This is a genomic window from Erythrobacter sp. JB1-7, assembly GCF_057365015.1.
The window spans coordinates 162,225-180,367 of the sequence record NZ_CP200291.1 but is presented as its reverse complement, the minus strand read 5'-3'; the positions used below and the strand labels follow the sequence as shown (position 1 = coordinate 180,367).

The window sequence follows — 18,143 nt, the reverse complement described above, 5'->3', positions numbered from 1 at the left end:
CGCGCGCCTTGCGAAGCAAAGCGGCTTTTGCAGCTCTGATCGTTTTTGACCGTCTTCTGCGACCCGGACGGCCATCAATGATAGAGGCGACTTTCGGTCGCGGGGGCGGACTGTAAGGTCCGCCCCCAACCAAGCTGACACAGCTTGGCCCGATAATTTTATCAATTTGAAAAGATGGATTTTATCCAGTCCAATCGGTTGCGCCGATTAAGCTGCGCTGGCCTCATCATCGCCATCTGGCACGGCGGTAAGGGTTGCGCCGCCGTTCACAGCGATCTTTTTGGGCTTCATCGCCTCTGGCACTTCGCGCACCAGATCGATGACCAACAGACCATCTGCAAGATCAGCGTTTTCTACGCGGACATAGTCGGCCAGTTCAAACCGGCGTTCAAATCCGCGATTCTGCAATGCCGACATGGATCAGCTCGCCAGCATCGCCGCTTTCATCGCGCTTTTTGCCTTGCACAGTCAGCAGATTTTGCTGCGCGGTGATGTCGATATCCTGCGGACGAAAACCGGCCACCGCCAAAGTGATGCGGTAATTGTCTTCGCCCTGGCGAGCGATGTTGAAAGGGGGGTAATTGTCGCCGGAATTGCTGCGCGCCTGGTTTTCAAGCAGATCGAACAGACGATCAAAACCAACGGTGCTGCGGCGATAGGGGGTAAAATCTAAACGTGACATAATGTGCAAATCCTCTTGTTTGAGCAATTTGAGTGTAATTTCAGGTCAAGCCTGCCTCATGCAGCGCTTGTCCCGGCCGCATCCCCTTCCCAGTCTGGCGAAACGGTGCGACAGGTCTTAGTTAGTAAGCGCATTCAGGCTTTCAAGATTGACGCGTGCAGGCTCTGTTCTGCGCCCAAAACCAAACCAAGGAACCACCGCAATGAGCGCCCCTGTGATTGATATGTATACCAAATTCGCCTGCCCGTTCTGCACACGGGCCAAGCATCTCCTAACTCAGAAAGGCGCTGAGTTTAACGAGATCGACATTACGATGGGCGGAGCAAAGCGCGATGAAATGATCGCGCGCGCGCCTGATGCACGCACGGTGCCGCAGATATTTATCGGCGATACGCATGTGGGCGGTTCGGATGAACTCGCAGCGCTTGAAGAAGCGGGCAAGCTTGACGCCTTGCTGGCGGGCTGAATGGTCAAAATCGCTGTCCTTCAGATGACTTCGGGTATTGATCCGGAGGCGAATTTTGACTGTATTGAGCAAGCGGCGCGCGATGCCGCAAAGGCGGGGGCGACAATGCTGTTCACGCCTGAAATGTCGCTGCTGCTGGACCGCAAACGATCGCGCTCTGGCCCGTGGATTGATAGCGATGCGCCCGCGCAGATGATTGCGCGGCTTGGCGATGTGCAAGCAGCGACAGGCGCCGCGCTGGCTATCGGATCAATTCCGATTGCGCGCGGGGATGGCAAATGGGCCAATCGCTCGCTTTACTATGCGGGTGCGGATGCCGGTGCGGGCAGGGACTTTGCGCCGCAGACCTATGACAAAATCCATATGTTTGATGTGGAGCTGTCCACCGGAGAAACATGGCGCGAAAGCAGCGCCTATGAACCGGGGCGCGATGTTGTAACGGTGGAAGGCACGCCGATTGGCCGGCTTGGCCTAACCATTTGCTATGATCTGCGCTTTCCGGCCTTGTTTGAGGCATTGGGCAAACAGCGCTGTGATGCCATTGCGGTGCCTGCGGCTTTTACGCGGCCCACTGGCGCTGCCCATTGGCACATCCTGCTGCGTGCCCGCGCGATTGAAGCGAGCGCTTTCGTTATTGCCGCAGCGCAGGTCGGCACACATGAAGACGGGCGCGAGACCTATGGGCACAGTCTTGTGGTGGACCCTTGGGGCGAAGTGCTGCTCGATATGGGCGGGGAAGGGCCGGGCCTTGGCTTTTGCGAGATCGATCTTGACCGTATCCCCGAGGTGCGCAGCCAATTGCCCAGCCTTGCCAATGCGCGCAAAATCGCCACATAGGACGCGCAATGATAGTTTATGATCTCCAATGCGAACATGGCCACCGGTTCGAAGGGTGGTTCGGATCGTCCTCCGATTTTGAAAGCCAGGGCGAACGCGGTTTGTTGGCATGTCCGGAATGCGGCACCGATGCGGTGATGAAAGCGCCCATGGCGCCCGCCGTCCCGGTAAAAGGCAATCGCGATATCGCGCCGCGCCCGGCCGCGCAGGCAGAGGAGCAATCGCCCGCATCGCAGCCAGCTGCTGGTGCCGGTACCGCTCCCGCACCTGCAATGCCATCGGGCGGCCAAGCGGCATCGAACGAACCGATCCCCGCTGAGATGCAAAAGGCGTTGAAAGCTCTGCATAAAGCCCAGTCCGAAGCGCTCAAATCGAGCACATGGGTGGGTGACAGCTTCGCCGAACAATCGCGCGAAATGCATTATGGCGAACGCGAAAACGCTCCCATTCACGGCAAAGCGAGCCTGGAAGAGGCGAAATCGCTGGTCGATGAAGGGGTTGCAGTGGCCCCGCTGCCATTTCCGGTCGCGCCGCCGGATGAGCTTAATTGAGCGCCAAGCGCGCGTAATCTTCTCGGCCAAACGAGCGAACATGATTGAACGAGGCGGCGGCTTTGCTAAGGCGGATGTCGTCGTCCCCGTAGCTCAGTTGGATAGAGCGTCGGATTCCTAATCCGAAGGCCACAGGTTCAAATCCTGTCGGGGACACGTTTTATTTGCGCCTCCGCCCAGTATCCAACATCCGGAATTATTGCGCCAAAACGAAAAAAGGGCGCTCGGCATATCCGCAGCGATCCCCGGGGAAGGACCAGTCGGAAGAGCCGAAGCGCCATTTTCCTTTTCACAGCTCTTCGTCATCGACACCAATGTGAGCGACTTGAAAGCCAGTGATACGATCGAAGACACTCGGTTGAACCAGAAGTGACCTTGGCCGCAGGGCCGATCATTCGGTTGGTTCGTAACGTCTTCATCACCTGCAATAGGCAAGTATGCTTAATAAAAGGTAAAATGCAGGAGAAAACCCTGCATTTCCCCTTAGGTATTTATCGCGCAGTTACGGGTTTTATCGCGGCTATCCGCCCAAAACGCCCGCACGCTTTGCGGTGTCAATCACGCCTCGAGCAAGCTTTTCGGGTTGGTCTTCCTGACAGAAATGCCCGCAAGTGGGCAGCATGGCATGCGGCATATCTTTCGCGCCCGCGATCCGTTCAATCAGCGGCTTGGCCAGCCCGCTGGTTACCGGATCATCTTCGCCGAACAATGTGAGGAACGGGCGATCAAATGCCGAGAGCCCTTTCCACGCCGCGAGGTTCTGCGCGATGCCGTCCATCCCATCTTCCACCGGCACCAATTGCGGAAAAGCGCGCGCGCCCGCTTTGCTTGACTCATCGGGGAAGGGAGCATCATAGGCAGCGATCTCCTGATCGGTGCGCGGCGTCGCGGTTGCCCTTTGCAGCAATTCTCCGATGGCAAATTCCGGTGAGCTTTTGGCAAATTCGCGCCATGCAAGAAACGCCGGGGAAGGGGTGCCGCCCGTGGGCAAAAACGTATTGCTCGCAACGACAAAGGTGAAGCTTTCGGGTGCTTCGCCAACCATGCGCAGGCCCAGCAAACCGCCCCAATCCTGACAAAACAGCCCCGCTTGCCGCGGCACAACTTTATCGCGCCATTGGCTCAGCCAGCTGATATGGCGATCATAGGTATAGAACGCGATGTCATCGGGTTTGTCGCTCTTGCCAAACCCGACAAGATCAGGCGCAAAACAGCGAAAGCCGGCCTGTGTCAGATGCGGGATCATTTTGCGATAAAGGAAGCTCCAGCTTGGCTCGCCATGGAAAAGCAGCAGGGCAGGGCCATCGCGCGGCCCTTCGTCCACATAGTGCATCCGACCATGATGCCCCTCGCCAAGGTCAATATCGCACCAGTTTTCAGCGAAAGGGTAGTCTGGAATATCCGCAAAACGCGCCAGGTCTGTCGTCAGGACTTGCACCACTGTCTCTCCTCATCGGGTTTACGCCGTCGAAGGAGAGGCGCGAGCGGGCTGCTATGCGGCCTCGCCCAACTTCTCCCCCAGCGGCACACGTTCTTTGAACGTATGTGTGATATAGGGGAAGGGAATTTCGATATCGGCATCATCAAGCGCACGTTTTATCGCCCGGATCACTTCGTCGCGGTTAAGCACAGCGTCGGGTCCGCCCGATGCGGCCCACCAGCGGACGACAAAATCCATCGAGCTGCCACCAAACCCATCGGCAAGCACATGAATGGGCTTTTCCTGATCGACCAGCTCGCAGCTTTCCACCGCCGCGCGGATGATGCGGGCTGCATGATCGAGATCGGTGTCATAGGAAACGCCCACCCCCACTTCGAACCGGCGCAGTGGCTCATCAGTCCATATTTCAACCGAGTTCTTGAAAATCGTTGAATTGGGGATGATCGTCAATTCGCCACTGAAAGAGCGAACATGTGTTTCGCGCAAAGTAATGTGTTCAACTTTGCCGATGATATCATCGACTTCGATCGTATCGCCAATACGCATCTTGTCGCGCAGCATGATGAGCACGCCGGCGAGGAAGTTCTCAAAAATGTCCTGAAACGCAAAGCCAATCGCTACCGTGCCAAGGCCAAGTCCGGCGATCAGGCTGGCAGGGGTGAGGTCAGGGAAAATCACGACCGCTGCGATCATCAGGCCGATGACCCAAACAGCCAGACGCACAATCGTGTTGACCAGATTGCTGAGCGAAGGGCGAATTTCAGTTTTGCCCACCAGTTTCTTGGAAAGCCGGGTGGCAAATTTGGACACGATCCAGGTCATCACCAAAATAACGGTGCTGATGACGATTGCGGGCACAGATTGCACCGCCGCCTCAATCATGGACTGGATCTGGTTTTCGAGCACTTCAAGCATAAAATTACACGCGGCCTTTCGTTTGTAACTCAATGAGCCGATGCGCGCTATGTTCCAAGAATTGTGTGCAGTGCAGCAAAACTGGCGCTTTCTGTGCGACGCAAGCCACGTAGAAACCGCAAGTATCAGCTTTTTACCCGTGGATGCGTCTTTATACTTGCAGTCTGGCGGCAAACATGATTCTTGGTGTTTGGGTAAAGGGATGAGGGTTCAGGTGATTAAGCAGCCTCCACGTGAGCAATTGAAACAGGGCGCGGCTCTGGCATTGCTGCTGGTGCTGGCTGGCTTTGCCATTGCCGGTCCGACAGGGCTGCTTGCCTGGAACGAAAATTCCCAAGCTTTGCAGCAGCGGCACGCGCAAATTGCAGCGCTTGAAGAACGCCGCGATGCGCTGAAGAACCGGGTTGATCTGCTCGATCCGGGTTCTGCTGATCCTGACCTTGCCAGCGAATTGGTGCGCCGTGATCTGGGCGTTATGCACGCCGACGAAGTGGTTATTACGCTTCCGGAATAAGGGTATTTTTCGCGCTTGTTCAAATCCTGCGCACCCTAAGCTTTGATCGCTCCAATTTCCGTTGCGTCACCTGCGATTTCCCGATTATAGGCGAAGATGAGAGCACCGCGCGATCTCCTCCCCCACTGCGCGAATTTCAAGATAAAGGGATATCCTTTGGCAAAACAGCCTGACACATCCAAGCCATCCGCTCCGGCAGACGATCCGGATTTTGTGCTGCATTCGCTCCAGAACGATTTTGAAAAAGCCAAGCGTTTCAACGCTACGAAAGAGCAGAAGCTCGAATTTTACGAGCAGATGCTGCTGATCCGCCGGTTTGAGGAAAAAGCGGGCCAGCTATACGGCCTCGGCCTGATTGGCGGTTTTTGCCACCTCTATATCGGGCAGGAAGCGGTCGCCATTGGTCTGCAATCGGCATTGGATGGCGATAAGGACAGCGTCATCACCGGATACCGCGATCACGGGCACATGCTGGCCTATGGCATTGATCCCAAGGTTATCATGGCTGAATTGACCGGCCGCGAAGCTGGCATTTCCAAAGGCAAAGGCGGCTCGATGCATATGTTCTCTACTGAGGACAAATTTTACGGCGGCCACGGCATTGTCGGCGCGCAGGTCGCGCTGGGCGGCGGATTGGCGCTAGCGCATCAATATAACGAGGATGGCGGGCTGTGCCTTGCCTATTTCGGCGATGGTGCTGCGAACCAGGGTCAGGTCTATGAAACCTTTAACATGGCCGCCCTATGGAACCTGCCGATTGTGTTTGTGGTTGAGGACAACCAATACGCGATGGGCACTGCAAGCAAGCGGTCCTCTGCCGAAACCCGGTTTTACCGCCGGGGCACGGCGTTCCGCATTCCGGGCATGGAAGTGAACGGAATGGACGTTCTCGAAGTGCGCGCCGCAGCCGAGGTTGCTTTCAAGCATGTGCGTGAGGGTAAAGGCCCGGTCCTGATGGAGCTTAACACATACCGGTATCGCGGGCATTCCATGTCCGACCCGGCCAAATACCGCACCCGCGACGAAGTGCAGGAACAGCGCGATCAGCATGATCCGATTGAGGGTTTGAAAAAGACTTTAATCGAAGACGGCCATGACGAAGCGGACCTGAAGTCCATCGATAAGGCAATCCGTGCGCGCGTCGCCGAAGCGGCTGATTTTGCCGAAAGCTCGCCCGAGCCGGAGCCGTCCGAACTCTACACCGATGTCCTGGTGGAGGAGTATTGAGCCATGGGAATTGAACTGAAAATGCCCGCGCTTTCCCCCACTATGGAAGAAGGCACTTTGGCCAAATGGCTGAAATCCGAAGGCGACACGATTGCGCCGGGCGATATCATTGCTGAAATTGAGACGGACAAAGCCACGATGGAATTTGAAGCCATCGATGATGGTGTTCTGGGCAAAATCATGATCGCAGAAGGCACGGAAAACGTGGCCGTCGGCACTGTGATCGCCATGCTCGAAGGGGAAGGGGAGGAGGCATCGTCTTCTTCGGAACCCGCACCTGCACCCGCGCCGGCCCCCGCGCCGGCCAAGCAAGACGCTGCACCCGGCGAAGGCAAAGATGTGGGACGCGAGGAACCTGGCGGTATCTCAGCGCCCAAGGCACCATCGCCAAAGGCCGATCCCGCCATTCCCGAAGGCACCCCGTTCACGTCTACATCGGTGCGTGAAGCTTTGCGCGACGGCATGGCCGAAGAAATGCGCCGCGACCCGCGCGTTTTCGTGATGGGTGAGGAAGTGGCCGAATATCAGGGTGCGTACAAGGTCACTCAGGGCCTGCTTGATGAATTTGGACCCAAACGCGTGATCGACACGCCGATCACCGAATATGGCTTTGCCGGGATTGGTGCAGGGGCTGCCATGGGCGGCCTACGTCCGATTGTGGAGTTCATGACGTTCAACTTTGCCATGCAGGCGATTGACCACATCATCAATTCAGCCGCCAAGACCAATTACATGTCGGGCGGTCAGATGCGGTGCCCGATCGTGTTTCGCGGGCCTAATGGCGCGGCCAGCCGTGTGGGCGCGCAGCATTCGCAAAACTATGGGCCGTGGTATGCGAGCGTTCCGGGCCTGATCGTTATCGCGCCTTATGATAGCGCAGATGCCAAAGGCCTTATGAAAGCGGCCATCCGCACCGAAGACCCGGTGGTCTTCCTTGAAAACGAGTTGGTTTACGGGCGCAGTTTTGATGTGCCTGATCTGGACGATCATGTCCTGCCCATCGGTAAAGCGCGGATCATGCGCGAAGGGGCTGACGTTACGATTGTCAGCTATTCCATCGGTGTTGGCATGGCGCTCGAAGCGGCAGAGGAGCTAGCGGGTGAGGGCATCAATGCCGAAGTCATCGATCTGCGCACTTTGCGCCCGCTTGACACGCAAACGGTGCTCACCAGCCTTGCCAAAACCAACCGTCTTATCGTTGCTGAGGAAGGCTGGCCGACATGCTCCATTGCCAGCGAGATCATCTCGGTTTGCATGGAGCAAGGGTTCGACGATCTCGACGCGCCAGTTTTGCGGGTGTGCAATGAGGATGTGCCGCTGCCTTATGCGGCCAATCTGGAAAAGCTGGCGCTGATTGACCCAAGCCGGATTGTCAGCGCAGCCAAAAAGGTCTGCTATTCATAAGCTGAGCCGCGGGCCAGCGGACCGTGCGAAAAATGCGAGCGCGCAAAGGGGGGCAATGCGCGCTCGCAAGGTGTTGTTTGAAAGGCTTAAGTCGTGAAATTGGCGCAATTGGCCACTGGCTCGGGCGGGTTTGTGTTGAACACCCCTGTCAGATCGCGATTGTTGCGCACGTTGAATGCCGCTGTGTAATCGATTTCGCGTCCATCAAGGAAATCGAACGGCGTCAGCGCTTCGTAAGTGTACGAAAGTTCCACAAACATCACAGCTGTGCCAGGCGCTGCCGTGATTTCTGATCCGGATTCGCCCATTCCAGGGAAGCTCGTTCCGGTCGCACCATCGCCTGCATCACCATAGGAAGAGGTGTGGTTCTTTGCGCCTCGGCATCGCTGCCAGCGGATTTCCTGACCGCCGTCTGAGTTTTGCTGAAGGCTGGAAAGAATGATCCGCCCTTGCGCCATGATATCAATTCGCCCCCCGAGCTTTTCAGCGCCGATAAACACGTCATTGATATCATCTTCGAACAATTGCTGCTGAGCCAGCGCGCCCTGTTCGCCAGCGCGAGATGCACTATCGGCAACCTGCATCGCGACCTGGCTGATCTTCATATGCGTGACGACGTAATTGGCCGTTTCAGCACCCAACATACCCAGCGCAAGAATGATTGGCATGGTGTAGGCAAACTCAATCAGAGCAAGGCCCGAATTGTCTTTGGCCAAAGCCTTTGCATTGGTCGCGCGTGCGGCGAATTTTTTGCGCATTTTGGCGGCGAATGTGGTCATGAGCAATTCTCCACAAAGTCTCGCTGCTGTTGCTCATCATAAGGCTGGTTTCGCAGCACCGTGGATGCGGACAGTTCGACATCTTCAGGAAGGCCGATCAGTCCCGCCATCGGGAACAGCCGCGGATAGGTCACCACGGCGGTGTAAAGCACAGCATCACGCGCGCCGCCGATCCCTTCGGCACCGCGGTTTGGATCCCAGGTTCCGTTATCATTGGCATCGATAAACGGCTCGCCATCATTGCAAGTGCCATCGCCGTTTGTGTCGGTAAATTCTTCGGCTTCACCAATATCGCGAAAGTCAAAATGCGACAATTTGCGAAGCTGAACGTCGGCAGTCGAAGGCGTAACCGCTTTCACCTGATCGATCACAGCCTGGTCGATTGAGCCTTCTTGGCTACCAGCCGATTCAAGCGTGAGGTTCCGGCCCGCTTTCTGCATCGCACCGTTCACCAAAGATGAGGTGTATTGCGTGTGCGCCATATCAAAGATGCCCATGATCAGGACGCACAGGATCGGGGCCACCAACCCAAATTCGGTTAAGGTGGCTCCGCGTTGATCGCGGAGCCCCTTTTTGCCGAAGTGAGAGAGCGCGTTTGGCACCCGCATCACGATGTAAGCCTCAAAGCTGCGATTTTCTGTGCGATTTCCTGAAATGCGCTATTCAAGGCTTCTGCGTCGTTGGCAGAGTAAGAACGGCCAGGTGATGCACAATCGATGAGGTTCTGATCGAGCGGAGTGCCGAAAGCGACGGTCCAAACAGTGATGTTCTCGTTTCTTGCTGCCGCACAGGCCGCTTGGAAGCGAGCTGCGTGGCGGTTGAAGGCATCACTGCCATTGCCTGTTACTCGGCGGTCCCACCATTCAATACCGTAAGAACTGTATCCTTCCGTATTCATGACCAGTCGACCATCCGTCATGAAGACGATGTGGCGGGCAATGGCATCACCGTTAGGCGCTGCTGCGTTGTCACCGGCAAAGATGCCCTGCGGTGACAGGAAGCGCGCACCCCAAATCATACCGACATCGTGATAGGTAAACCCATTCGGGTTCAGACTGTTCACATAGGTCTGCAAATCCCCCCGAGTGATATCAGTCAGGCGGAAAGCGGCTTGCGGACAGGCATAGGCATTGGGACGTCGCTCATTACCGGTTTGGTACAGCCAATCTGTGGTGTTACCGCTGCCGTCTTCTCGCCGCCAGACAGCATCGCGCAAAACAGGTTTCCAGCGTTGCACCTCTGTTGTCGGGATCAAGTTAATGTTGAGATCGTGCGCGTTGGCAGGCACCGGACTAAAGGTGTCTGTGGCAACAGTTTGCGCCTCTTCAACACAGCCATCCCATGTCAAAGTACTCATCGCACCTTGCTCGCCAACTGGCATGTCGATCCGGTTGTCATCATAGAGTGTCGACAGGTTCACCTGGCTCCAGCTGGGCCGTTCGTCGATATTTTCATCGCCGTCACGGTTGTTGTCTGGTGGAGTGGACAGATCAACCGGGCGATAGACGTAGCGATCGAATTCGATCCTTTCCTCTACGGTCGTGATGTTCTCACGAGTTTCGCGCAGATCCCACAAGGCATCGCCTTTGCCGTTATAGACATTGTAGCCAACTTCGCAGGTGCGGCTTGCTCCGCCACTGTTGCGGTTAAATTTGGCATAGCCGCGATAAACAAGGAAATCCTCGTTGGTGTCGTTATACCGTGTCCGCCGGATATTGCCTTCGGTGCGGCGCCATTGGAAACCGTAAGGCCCCAGTTCATCGACGAACTCGTTATAATCGGACGGTTTGCGCCGGCGGCAATTGTTGTTGCCAATATTGCTGAAGGTATCGGTTACGTCTGTACGGACTAAATCATCTCGGCGTTGCAACCTCAGGCGGACGATTGTGGCCGATTCAAACTCCCAATCACCGGGATTATCAACAGCCACTCTTTCCTTGGTAAACTCGGCAACGCGCGATTGATATGTGTGCGTGTTGGCCATGAATTGTGTCGGGATAGAGCCGCCGACATTGGCAAGCTGCGAATAGGGCACAACGCCGTATCGCACTTGCGCGCTGTTCGATGTCGCGGTTTCCACTGTGTCATAGAAATTCATCACGGCCGTGCGCAGCGCGGTCATGCGCGTGCCAGAACCCATGGTGGAACCCATCGAGCCGGTTGTATCCAACACAAACATGATGTCGGTGTTGGAAATGTTGATGTCAGCCGTGCAGCTAACCGTCAAATCAAACTCTTCATATCCGAAAATGCCCATCAGGCTGGTTGGCAGATCGCCCGTTGCGGTGCCTGTTACTGTGCCATCCTGATCGGCGGAATAGGCGCGCTGAAGATTGGCGAGGCCGAACGTGCCTTCGGGATAGTTCTGATCGAAGAAATTCTCACCGACTTGGCGATGCTCGGATGTGAAATCATCCGTCACCATGGCGCGGCGTGCGGCCAGTGCCCCTGCATCGCACGCTGCCTGAAGCCGCGCGGATGTCATGTAATACCGCGAGGAATCCACAGCGCCGCCGACCATACCGATCAGCGGGATCAGCGAAGCAGCGGCAATCACAATCGTGTTGGCCGAGGTGTCATTCAGCAGTGTGCGCAGAAAGGTGCTGCGATGTGTCGGTTGCGTGCCCATTGGCTGCGTTCCTTGTGCGTTGTCCCCCTGGGGGAACGGGACGGAGTTATAATTACGTCAGCAAGGCTTAGCGCTGCCGGGTAACCGCAATCCGAACGGCCTTGGTTAAGAAAGTATGAAAGCTGTATCAGGTTGTTAAATCGGTATGTCTTTTGGGGAATTAGGCCAGAAAGCTTGACAAACCCTTGCAATCCCAAGCTACGCACTGTCCCGCGTGTCCGAGATCCCATCAGAATCCTTGCCCGATGAAGCGGCGCTGGCTGCGGCCCATACCGGGCAAACCCTTCGCGGCACGTTAAGGACGTTGCTGGAACTGGACGCACGGCTCGCCCGATTGGTGGCGGGCACAAGCGAGCCGATGCTGGGCCAAATGCGGCTTGCCTGGTGGCGCGATATGCTGGGCAGCGCGCCCGACAGCTGGCCGCAGGGCGATGCGGTTCTGGATGCGATAAAGGTGCATTGGCAGGGCAGGGCAGGCGATCTTGTGCCTTTGGTGGATGGGTGGGAGCATCTCTTGGCCGAGCCGCCTTTGCGCGGGAAAGACGCGGCAGCCTTTGCCAGTGGGCGGTGCGACGCCATGCTGGCGGCTGTCTCGCTTGATGCCTCTCACAGCGCCTATGCGTTCGCGCGGGTCGCCGCATGGCATTGGGCTTTGGCAGACCTCGCGGCGAAAGTGTCGCTGGAAGAGGAGCGTGAATTGCTGGTCACGCTGGCATTGGAGAAAGATCGACCGCAGGGGCGATTGCCCCGGAATGCGCGCGGATTGGCAGTGCTGGGCGCTTTGGGCCACCGTGCGCTGGTGCGCGGAGGCCGGCCTCTGATGGAGGGGCGCGGCGCATCGATTGTTGCCATGCGAGCGGCGATTACAGGACGTTAATCGCAGCGGTTCGCCAATAGCCGCTATTGTGCCGCATTGACCGCATGAAAAGGGGCCGGGATGCGTCAGGCGATATTGGGATTGTTTGCAGGATTGGTGATCGCCAGCGTCGGCGTTTACTGGTGGCAGGGCCGCGCTCAGGTAGAGCAAAACGCCCCCGCGCCGCCCGAACCCGAAGAAGAAGCGCCCCCGCCAGACGAATTGCCCGAGGTTGATCCGGGCGAATTGACAGGCCCCGCGCCGCCCACCGCCAGCGAGCTGACGCGCGAGGAGCGCCGGTTTTTCCGCTATGATCGCAATCGCGACCGCGAGATTACCCGCAACGAAATGCTTTCCACCCGCTCCGATGCGTTTCGCAAACTCGATGTGGACGGCAACAATCTGCTGACATTTGAAGAATGGGCCAAGACCACATCAGACCGGTTCGCAAAGGCCGATGGCAATGGCAATGGCAAGCTGACCCCGGCTGAATTTGCCACAACTGCACCAAAGAAAAAGCCAAAGAAGCCCGCGTGCCGCTGTTAATGGCTTATGCGAGCACGGGGGTTTATGCGAGCACAGGCGTTTTAGACCCTGCGATCCAGCTCGCCAGATCAGCTTTGGCGCGGTCGGTATAGGCCCGTTTGCGCTGCTTCTTTTTCACTTCGTGCAGCGGCGGAAACAATCCGAAATTGACATTCATCGGTTGAAAGGTCGCCTTATCCGCATCGCCGGTGATATGGCTTAGCAATGCGCCCATGGCCGTTGTCGGGGGAAGCGGCTCCCAATCTCTGCCCGCCAATTCCGCTGCTGTCATCATGCCTGCAACCAGCCCAATCGCTGCGCTTTCGACATAGCCCTCGCATCCCGTTACCTGGCCAGCAAACCGGATATGCGGCGCGGCTTTCAAGCGCAATTGCCGGTCCAGCACTTCGGGAGAATTGAGGAACGTGTTGCGATGCAATCCGCCAAGGCGGGCAAATTCTGCATTCTCCAGCCCCGGAATAGTGCGGAACAATTCGACCTGTGCGCCATATTTCAGCTTGGTCTGGAACCCCACCATGTTCCACAAAGTGCCAAGCTTGTTATCCTGCCGCAGCTGCACGACGGCATAGGGCCAGGTGCCTTCGGGGTGCTCCTCTGTCGCAGCATAGGGATTGTCCAGCCCCACACCCTTCATCGGTCCATAACGCAGCGTTTCCACCCCGCGTGACGCCATGACTTCGATTGGCATGCACCCGTCGAAATAGGGCGTGTCCTTTTCCCACTCCTTGAAATCGCTTTTCTCGCCGTCAATCAGCCCTGCGTGAAAAGCGAGATATTGCTCTTTTGTCATCGGGCAATTGATGTAGTCGCCATCTTCGTTGGAAGCCTCGGTGGTCTTGTTCCAGCGCGACTGGATCCAGCATTTGGACATATCAATGCTGTCGCGGTGGACGATGGGCGCAATGGCATCGAAAAAAGCGAGCCGTTCTTCGCCCGTTGCGCTTACAATGCTGCGGGCGAGGCTGGCAGCGGTTAGCGGCCCGGTCGACACAACAGTCAATCCGGATGAGGGCAGGGCATCGACCCGCTCGCGCACAATTTCGATATTGGGATGGCTGGCCAGGGCTTTTTGGACCTCGGCGGAAAACACATCGCGGTCCACTGCCATGGCGCTGCCAGCAGGCACGCGCGCGACCTCGCCTGCGCGCATGACGATGCTGTCGAGGCTGCGCATTTCATGGTGCAGCAGGCCCACTGCATTGCTTTCGTCATTGTCTGATCGAAAACTGTTCGAACACACCAGTTCCGCCAGCCCATCTGTTTGATGCGCTGGCGTCATTTCGCCGCCGCATTCCGCCGGCGCGCCGCGCATTTCAGACAGTTTCACCCGGACACCGCGTTGGGCGAGCTGCCAGGCTGCTTCTGATCCGGCCAAACCGCCGCCTATTATGTGAACATCTGTTGCCATGCTGCGCCATGTAGGCGGGCGGCGCGCAACCTGCAATCCGCGCGTTACGCGCCCAGAACAGGCCGCACCGCTTTCGCAAGGGCGGGTTCCTCGCGCTCAAGCCTGCGGGCAAGTTCGGGCAAATTGCGCACCGGCACAGCGGGGAAGAGGTGATGCTCCAAATGGAAGAACATATTATAGCTAACCGCATTCACCATCCGCCCGCGCTGGCTGCGCGCGACCAAGGCGCTTTCGCTGCAACCGCGATGAGTGATCCACACCGCGAACAGGGCGGTAAAGCATTGTGCGGCCAGCATCATCAGCCAGTGCCAGATGATAAAGGTGAGGCCGAACCCAAAGGCGAGCAAAGGCATCACCAGATTAAGCGCAAGATCAATCATAACGCGCCGCCGCCACGCAGGCCCGCCTTCGCTGAGCGCTGCAATGTGGCATTCGAACGGGAATAAAGGCCCATAAATCAGCACTTGCCACAGGCTCATCTGGCCGGCTTTGCCCTCAAGGTCTTGATCGGTGTTTATGTGCTGGTGATGGCGCAAATGGTTGAACGCGACCGAATTGTTGCTGCCCAGCATGACCACGCTGAGAGCATGGAGTACCAGCCGGTGCCCCCGCGCGCCAAAGCCCAGATTGTGATGGATCGCCTCGTGGTTGAGCCTGAGAGCGGTGAGGAAGAACATAAACTCAGCCGCGAAGGCCAGCGGCCAATATCCCCAATGAAACAGGGCAAGACCAAGGATCAGCCACGGGACTGGGTGCAGACATTCACGCAGCCCGTCGCGCGCGCGCATTTGGGTCAAATCGCGCCATTTGACACGCCGAACAGCGCGTTTCAGGCGGGCGGGATCAAGCTCAATGTCATGCATGACGCACTCCCTTTATGTCGTGGGGAGAGATAGCATTTTGGTGCCTGACAGGTGAGTGCAATCGGGACTATAAATGATGCGTTTCGCGCAACACCTTGGGGCAAAGAGGGTTTAACGCTGCGGCAAATGCATCATTCTTGGTTGCCGGTGCCTGCTGTGTCCGATGCGCCATCAGCCGTTGTTCCGGCTTCAGTGCTTTCCTCACCTTCGGCCGCTTCGCATTCTGCTGCGTCTTCCTCAGGCTCTTCGATCTTCACCGCGCTGACGATGTGTTCGTTCTTGCCCACCGTGAACAGACGCACCCCGGCCGTGTTTCGGCCCATCACGCGCAGGCTATCAAGGCCGATGCGGATCAGTTTCGCCTGATCGGTCACCAGCATCAATTGCTCACCTGAACTCACGGTAAAGCTAGCCACAACCGGGCCATTGCGCGCAATGTTGTCGATATTGGTGATACCCATGCCGCCGCGCCCAGCGCGCCGATATTCGTATGAGCTGGACACCTTGCCATAGCCATTGGCGCACACGGTGAGGATAAACTCCTCTTCGCCTGCCATACGTTCGTGATCCTCGGAGAGCGGCGGGGCATCCTCATCCGCTTTCCACGGGGCGACTTTCAGATAGGTGTCGCGTTCTTCCGGTGTGGCCGATCCGCCTGCAAGGATAGAAAGCGAAACAACTTCATCGCCTTCCTCCTTGAATTTCATACCTCTTACGCCGGTTGATGTTCGCGACGTGAACTCACGCACATCCTCGCCAGCAAACCGGATCGCTTTGCCCATGCGCGTGGCGAGGAGCACATCGTCGCCTTCCTCAAGCAAAGCAACCCCGATCAGCTTGTCTTCGCTTTCACCATCAAATTTCATCGCGAATTTCCCGTTGGAGGGGATATTCGTGAAGCTATCCATCGAATTGCGCCGCACACTGCCTTTGGCGGTGGCGAACACCACGGACAAAGCAGACCATTCCGTCTCGTCCTCAGGCAGAGGCAGAACAGTGCGAATGGTCTCCCCATCATCAAGCGATGGGAGCATATTCACAATCGGCCGCCCGCGTGTGGCGGGACCGCCTTCGGGCAATTTCCACACTTTGAGCCGGTAAACCTTGCCCGCGGTTGAGAAGAAGAGCACCGGCGTGTGCGTCGATGTGACGAACATTTCGGCGATGGCATCTTCGTCCTTGGTGGACATGCCCGCACGCCCCTTGCCGCCGCGATTTTGCGCGCGAAAAGTGGAGAGCGGGGTGCGTTTGATATATCCGTCATGGGTGACAGTGACGACCATTTCTTCGCGCTCGATCAGGTCTTCATCTTCAAGACCATCCCATGCAGGCGCAATTTCAGAGACGCGCGGTGTCGCGTAAGTGGCGCGGATTTCCTCCAGCTCTTCGCGCATCACTCCGTACAATTTGACGCGGTCTGCGAGAATTGAGAGCAATTCTTCGATTTGTGTCGCAAGCTCTTTTAATTCATCGCCAATCTCATCGCGGCCAAGCGCAGTCAGGCGGTGCAGGCGCAGTTCCAGAATGGCGCGCACTTGTCGTTCGGACAGGGTGTAGGTGCCGCCTTCCTGATCTGCGCTGGGTTCAATCGCTTCGACCAGTTGGATATATTGCGCGATATCGCCAATCGGCCATTCTTTGGCGAGCAGCCTTTCGCGCGCGGTCGCTGGATTGGGCGCGCCGCGAATGATCGCGACCACTTCATCTAGGTTAGAGACCGCAACCACCAGACCCAGCAAGATATGCGCGCGTTCGCGGGCCTTGTTGAGCTCAAATTTTGTGCGCCGGGTGATGACCTCTTCGCGGAACTGGATGAACGCCTGAATGAAATCGCGCAGCATCAGCGTTTCGGGCCGGCCCCCGCGAATGGCGAGCATATTGGCCGGGAAACCCGATTGCGCCGGAGTGTGCCGCCAGATCTGGTTCAGCACCACTTCGGCAGTGGCATCACGTTTCAGATCAACAACAACCCGCACGCCTTCGCGGGAGCTTTCATCGCGGATGTCCGAGACACCCTCAATCCGCTTTTCCTTGGCCGCCTCTGCGATTTTCTCAACCAGATTGGATTTGCCAACCTGATAGGGAATGGATGTGAATACAATGGTTTCGCGGTCGCCAGAGCGTGTTTCAATCTCATGACGGCAGCGCATCAGAATTGAACCGCGCCCGGTTGTGTATGCTGATTTCGCCCCGCTTGACCCCAGGATCAGCGGCGCTGTCGGAAAGTCAGGACCGGGGATGTATTCGATCAATTCCTCTGATGTGATCGCCGGATTGTCCATGAAGGCAAGGCAGCCATCAATCACTTCGCCCAGATTGTGCGGCGGCACATTGGTGGCCATCCCCACGGCAATCCCGCCTGCACCATTGACAAGCAAGTTGGGGAAGCGCGCCGGCAGAACCGTCGGTTCTTTTTCAGTCCCGTCGTAATTGTCCTGAAAATTGACCGTATCCTTGTCGATATCGGTCAGCAGCGCTTCGGCCACTTTGGCAAGGCGGCTTTCAGTATAACGCATCGCCGCTGGCGGATCGGGGTCCATCGAACCGAAATTGCCCTGACCATCGATCAGCGGCACGCGCAAAGACCAATGCTGCGTCATTCGGGCAAGCGCGTCGTAAATCGCGCTGTCGCCATGGGGATGGTATGAGCCCATCACTTCACCGACAATCTTGGCCGACTTGCGGTATGGTTTGGTGGAAGTGTAGCCGCCAACTTGCGCGGCATACAAAATCCGCCGGTGAACCGGTTTCAATCCGTCGCGCACATCGGGCAAAGCGCGGCTGACAATCACGCTCATCGCGTAATCGAGATAGCTCGTCTTCATCTCATCGACGATGTCGATGCGTTCGAAATCTCCCGGTACTGCGGGCAGGGCGGGGTCGATGGTGTCGCTATCGCTCAAAAGAGGGGCCGTTTCTGATCAAATTGGTTCAATTTTTCGTTGGGATGAAGGTAAGCCCAATGCACGGATATTACCACCGCGTGACAGGAACGAAGTTGGAACACACAGCCGTTTTCCACAAG

At 57.1% G+C, this 18,143-nt stretch carries 16 protein-coding genes, 1 tRNA gene and 1 pseudogene; 9 read left to right on the top strand and 9 right to left on the bottom strand.

The annotated features are described in order from the left end of the window. Window positions 1–207 precede the first annotated feature (207 nt). Window positions 208–682 (bottom strand): annotated as a pseudogene (locus AC0V6W_RS00900) (Hsp20 family protein). A gap of 202 nt (window positions 683–884) precedes the next feature. Here AC0V6W_RS00900 and grxC point away from each other — a divergent pair. From grxC to AC0V6W_RS00880, 4 genes are all read left to right on the top strand, one after another. Then, window positions 885–1,148, top strand: coding sequence for a glutaredoxin 3 (gene grxC / locus AC0V6W_RS00895; protein WP_486146257.1), 264 nt, complete (start codon window positions 885–887; stop codon window positions 1,146–1,148). After that, the gene (locus AC0V6W_RS00890) at window positions 1,149–1,985 is read left to right on the top strand and encodes a carbon-nitrogen hydrolase family protein (RefSeq protein WP_486146255.1); all 837 of its coding nucleotides are present in this window, start codon (window positions 1,149–1,151) and stop codon (window positions 1,983–1,985) included. 8 nt (window positions 1,986–1,993) lie between these two features. Next, window positions 1,994–2,536, top strand: a complete 543-nt coding sequence (locus AC0V6W_RS00885; protein WP_486146253.1) for a DUF1178 family protein — start codon at window positions 1,994–1,996, stop codon at window positions 2,534–2,536. An 82-nt stretch (window positions 2,537–2,618) separates the two neighbouring features. Continuing rightward, window positions 2,619–2,692, top strand: a tRNA-Arg gene (locus AC0V6W_RS00880). A 364-nt stretch (window positions 2,693–3,056) separates the two neighbouring features. On the opposite strand, the gene AC0V6W_RS00875 is transcribed toward AC0V6W_RS00880, so the two are convergent. Then, entirely contained in the window at window positions 3,057–3,974 is a 918-nt protein-coding gene (locus tag AC0V6W_RS00875; RefSeq protein WP_486146251.1) for a haloalkane dehalogenase, read from the bottom strand. A gap of 54 nt (window positions 3,975–4,028) precedes the next feature. Further along, window positions 4,029–4,925 carry a mechanosensitive ion channel family protein gene (locus tag AC0V6W_RS00870; protein ID WP_486146249.1) on the bottom strand — a complete coding sequence of 299 codons (897 nt, stop codon included), beginning with the start codon at window positions 4,923–4,925 and terminating at the stop codon, window positions 4,029–4,031. A 181-nt stretch (window positions 4,926–5,106) separates the two neighbouring features. Here AC0V6W_RS00870 and AC0V6W_RS00865 point away from each other — a divergent pair, with 181 nt between their 5' ends. The 3 genes from AC0V6W_RS00865 to AC0V6W_RS00855 all read left to right on the top strand — a co-directional run bounded on the left by AC0V6W_RS00865 (window position 5,107) and on the right by AC0V6W_RS00855 (window position 8,037). Next, window positions 5,107–5,406 carry an FtsB family cell division protein gene (locus tag AC0V6W_RS00865; RefSeq protein ID WP_486146247.1) on the top strand — a complete coding sequence of 100 codons (300 nt, stop codon included), beginning with the start codon at window positions 5,107–5,109 and terminating at the stop codon, window positions 5,404–5,406. A 96-nt stretch (window positions 5,407–5,502) separates the two neighbouring features. Further along, window positions 5,503–6,633, top strand: coding sequence for a pyruvate dehydrogenase (acetyl-transferring) E1 component subunit alpha (pdhA, locus tag AC0V6W_RS00860; RefSeq protein WP_486146245.1), 1,131 nt, complete (start codon window positions 5,503–5,505; stop codon window positions 6,631–6,633). Window positions 6,634–6,636: 3 nt separating this feature from the next. Beyond that, on the top strand, window positions 6,637–8,037 hold the full coding sequence (locus AC0V6W_RS00855; protein ID WP_486146243.1) for a pyruvate dehydrogenase complex E1 component subunit beta: 1,401 nt from the start codon (window positions 6,637–6,639) through the stop codon (window positions 8,035–8,037). An 86-nt stretch (window positions 8,038–8,123) separates the two neighbouring features. Here AC0V6W_RS00855 and AC0V6W_RS00850 read toward each other — a convergent pair whose 3' ends face one another. Genes AC0V6W_RS00850 through AC0V6W_RS00840 form a run of 3 tightly spaced genes read right to left on the bottom strand, consistent with a single transcriptional unit; the run spans window position 8,124 to window position 11,445 of the window. Next, complete coding sequence (locus tag AC0V6W_RS00850) at window positions 8,124–8,816, bottom strand: TadE/TadG family type IV pilus assembly protein (RefSeq protein WP_486146241.1); 693 nt, start codon at window positions 8,814–8,816, stop codon at window positions 8,124–8,126. After that, entirely contained in the window at window positions 8,813–9,424 is a 612-nt protein-coding gene (locus tag AC0V6W_RS00845; RefSeq protein ID WP_486151416.1) for a TadE/TadG family type IV pilus assembly protein, read from the bottom strand. The genes AC0V6W_RS00850 and AC0V6W_RS00845 overlap by 4 nt, the downstream gene beginning before the upstream one ends. Then, on the bottom strand, window positions 9,424–11,445 hold the full coding sequence (locus AC0V6W_RS00840; RefSeq protein ID WP_486146239.1) for a TadE/TadG family type IV pilus assembly protein: 2,022 nt from the start codon (window positions 11,443–11,445) through the stop codon (window positions 9,424–9,426). Before AC0V6W_RS00840 ends, AC0V6W_RS00845 begins: the two co-directional genes overlap by 1 nt. Before the next feature lie 214 nt (window positions 11,446–11,659). On the opposite strand from AC0V6W_RS00840, the gene AC0V6W_RS00835 reads away from it, so the two are divergent. Beyond that, complete coding sequence (locus AC0V6W_RS00835; RefSeq protein ID WP_486146237.1) at window positions 11,660–12,322, top strand: hypothetical protein; 663 nt, start codon at window positions 11,660–11,662, stop codon at window positions 12,320–12,322. Between the two features lie 60 nt (window positions 12,323–12,382). After that, the gene (locus tag AC0V6W_RS00830) at window positions 12,383–12,847 is read left to right on the top strand and encodes an EF-hand domain-containing protein (protein WP_486146235.1); all 465 of its coding nucleotides are present in this window, start codon (window positions 12,383–12,385) and stop codon (window positions 12,845–12,847) included. A gap of 22 nt (window positions 12,848–12,869) precedes the next feature. On the opposite strand, the gene trmFO is transcribed toward AC0V6W_RS00830, so the two are convergent. The 3 genes from trmFO to gyrA form a co-directional block, all read right to left on the bottom strand. Beyond that, a complete protein-coding gene (trmFO, locus tag AC0V6W_RS00825) occupies window positions 12,870–14,255 on the bottom strand; it encodes a methylenetetrahydrofolate--tRNA-(uracil(54)-C(5))-methyltransferase (FADH(2)-oxidizing) TrmFO (protein ID WP_486146233.1) in 1,386 nt (461 codons plus the stop codon). 44 nt (window positions 14,256–14,299) lie between these two features. Beyond that, window positions 14,300–15,118, bottom strand: a complete 819-nt coding sequence (locus AC0V6W_RS00820) for a fatty acid desaturase family protein (RefSeq protein WP_486146231.1) — start codon at window positions 15,116–15,118, stop codon at window positions 14,300–14,302. A gap of 131 nt (window positions 15,119–15,249) precedes the next feature. Beyond that, complete coding sequence (gene gyrA / locus AC0V6W_RS00815; protein ID WP_486146229.1) at window positions 15,250–18,021, bottom strand: DNA gyrase subunit A; 2,772 nt, start codon at window positions 18,019–18,021, stop codon at window positions 15,250–15,252. Window positions 18,022–18,143 lie beyond the last annotated feature (122 nt).

Excerpts from the sequence above, each read along its gene's own strand:
- AC0V6W_RS00845 (WP_486151416.1), bottom strand. The coding sequence starts at position 9,424 with ATGCGGGTGCCAAACGCGCTCTCTCACTTCGGCAAAAAGGGGCTCCGC.
- AC0V6W_RS00885 (WP_486146253.1), top strand. The coding sequence starts at position 1,994 with ATGATAGTTTATGATCTCCAATGCGAACATGGCCACCGGTTCGAAGGG.
- grxC (WP_486146257.1), top strand. The coding sequence starts at position 885 with ATGAGCGCCCCTGTGATTGATATGTATACCAAATTCGCCTGCCCGTTC.
- AC0V6W_RS00855 (WP_486146243.1), top strand. The coding sequence starts at position 6,637 with ATGGGAATTGAACTGAAAATGCCCGCGCTTTCCCCCACTATGGAAGAA.
- AC0V6W_RS00830 (WP_486146235.1), top strand. The coding sequence starts at position 12,383 with ATGCGTCAGGCGATATTGGGATTGTTTGCAGGATTGGTGATCGCCAGC.
- AC0V6W_RS00890 (WP_486146255.1), top strand. The coding sequence starts at position 1,149 with ATGGTCAAAATCGCTGTCCTTCAGATGACTTCGGGTATTGATCCGGAG.
- AC0V6W_RS00850 (WP_486146241.1), bottom strand. The coding sequence starts at position 8,816 with ATGACCACATTCGCCGCCAAAATGCGCAAAAAATTCGCCGCACGCGCG.
- AC0V6W_RS00840 (WP_486146239.1), bottom strand. The coding sequence starts at position 11,445 with ATGGGCACGCAACCGACACATCGCAGCACCTTTCTGCGCACACTGCTG.
- AC0V6W_RS00820 (WP_486146231.1), bottom strand. The coding sequence starts at position 15,118 with ATGCATGACATTGAGCTTGATCCCGCCCGCCTGAAACGCGCTGTTCGG.
- trmFO (WP_486146233.1), bottom strand. The coding sequence starts at position 14,255 with ATGGCAACAGATGTTCACATAATAGGCGGCGGTTTGGCCGGATCAGAA.
- pdhA (WP_486146245.1), top strand. The coding sequence starts at position 5,503 with ATGAGAGCACCGCGCGATCTCCTCCCCCACTGCGCGAATTTCAAGATA.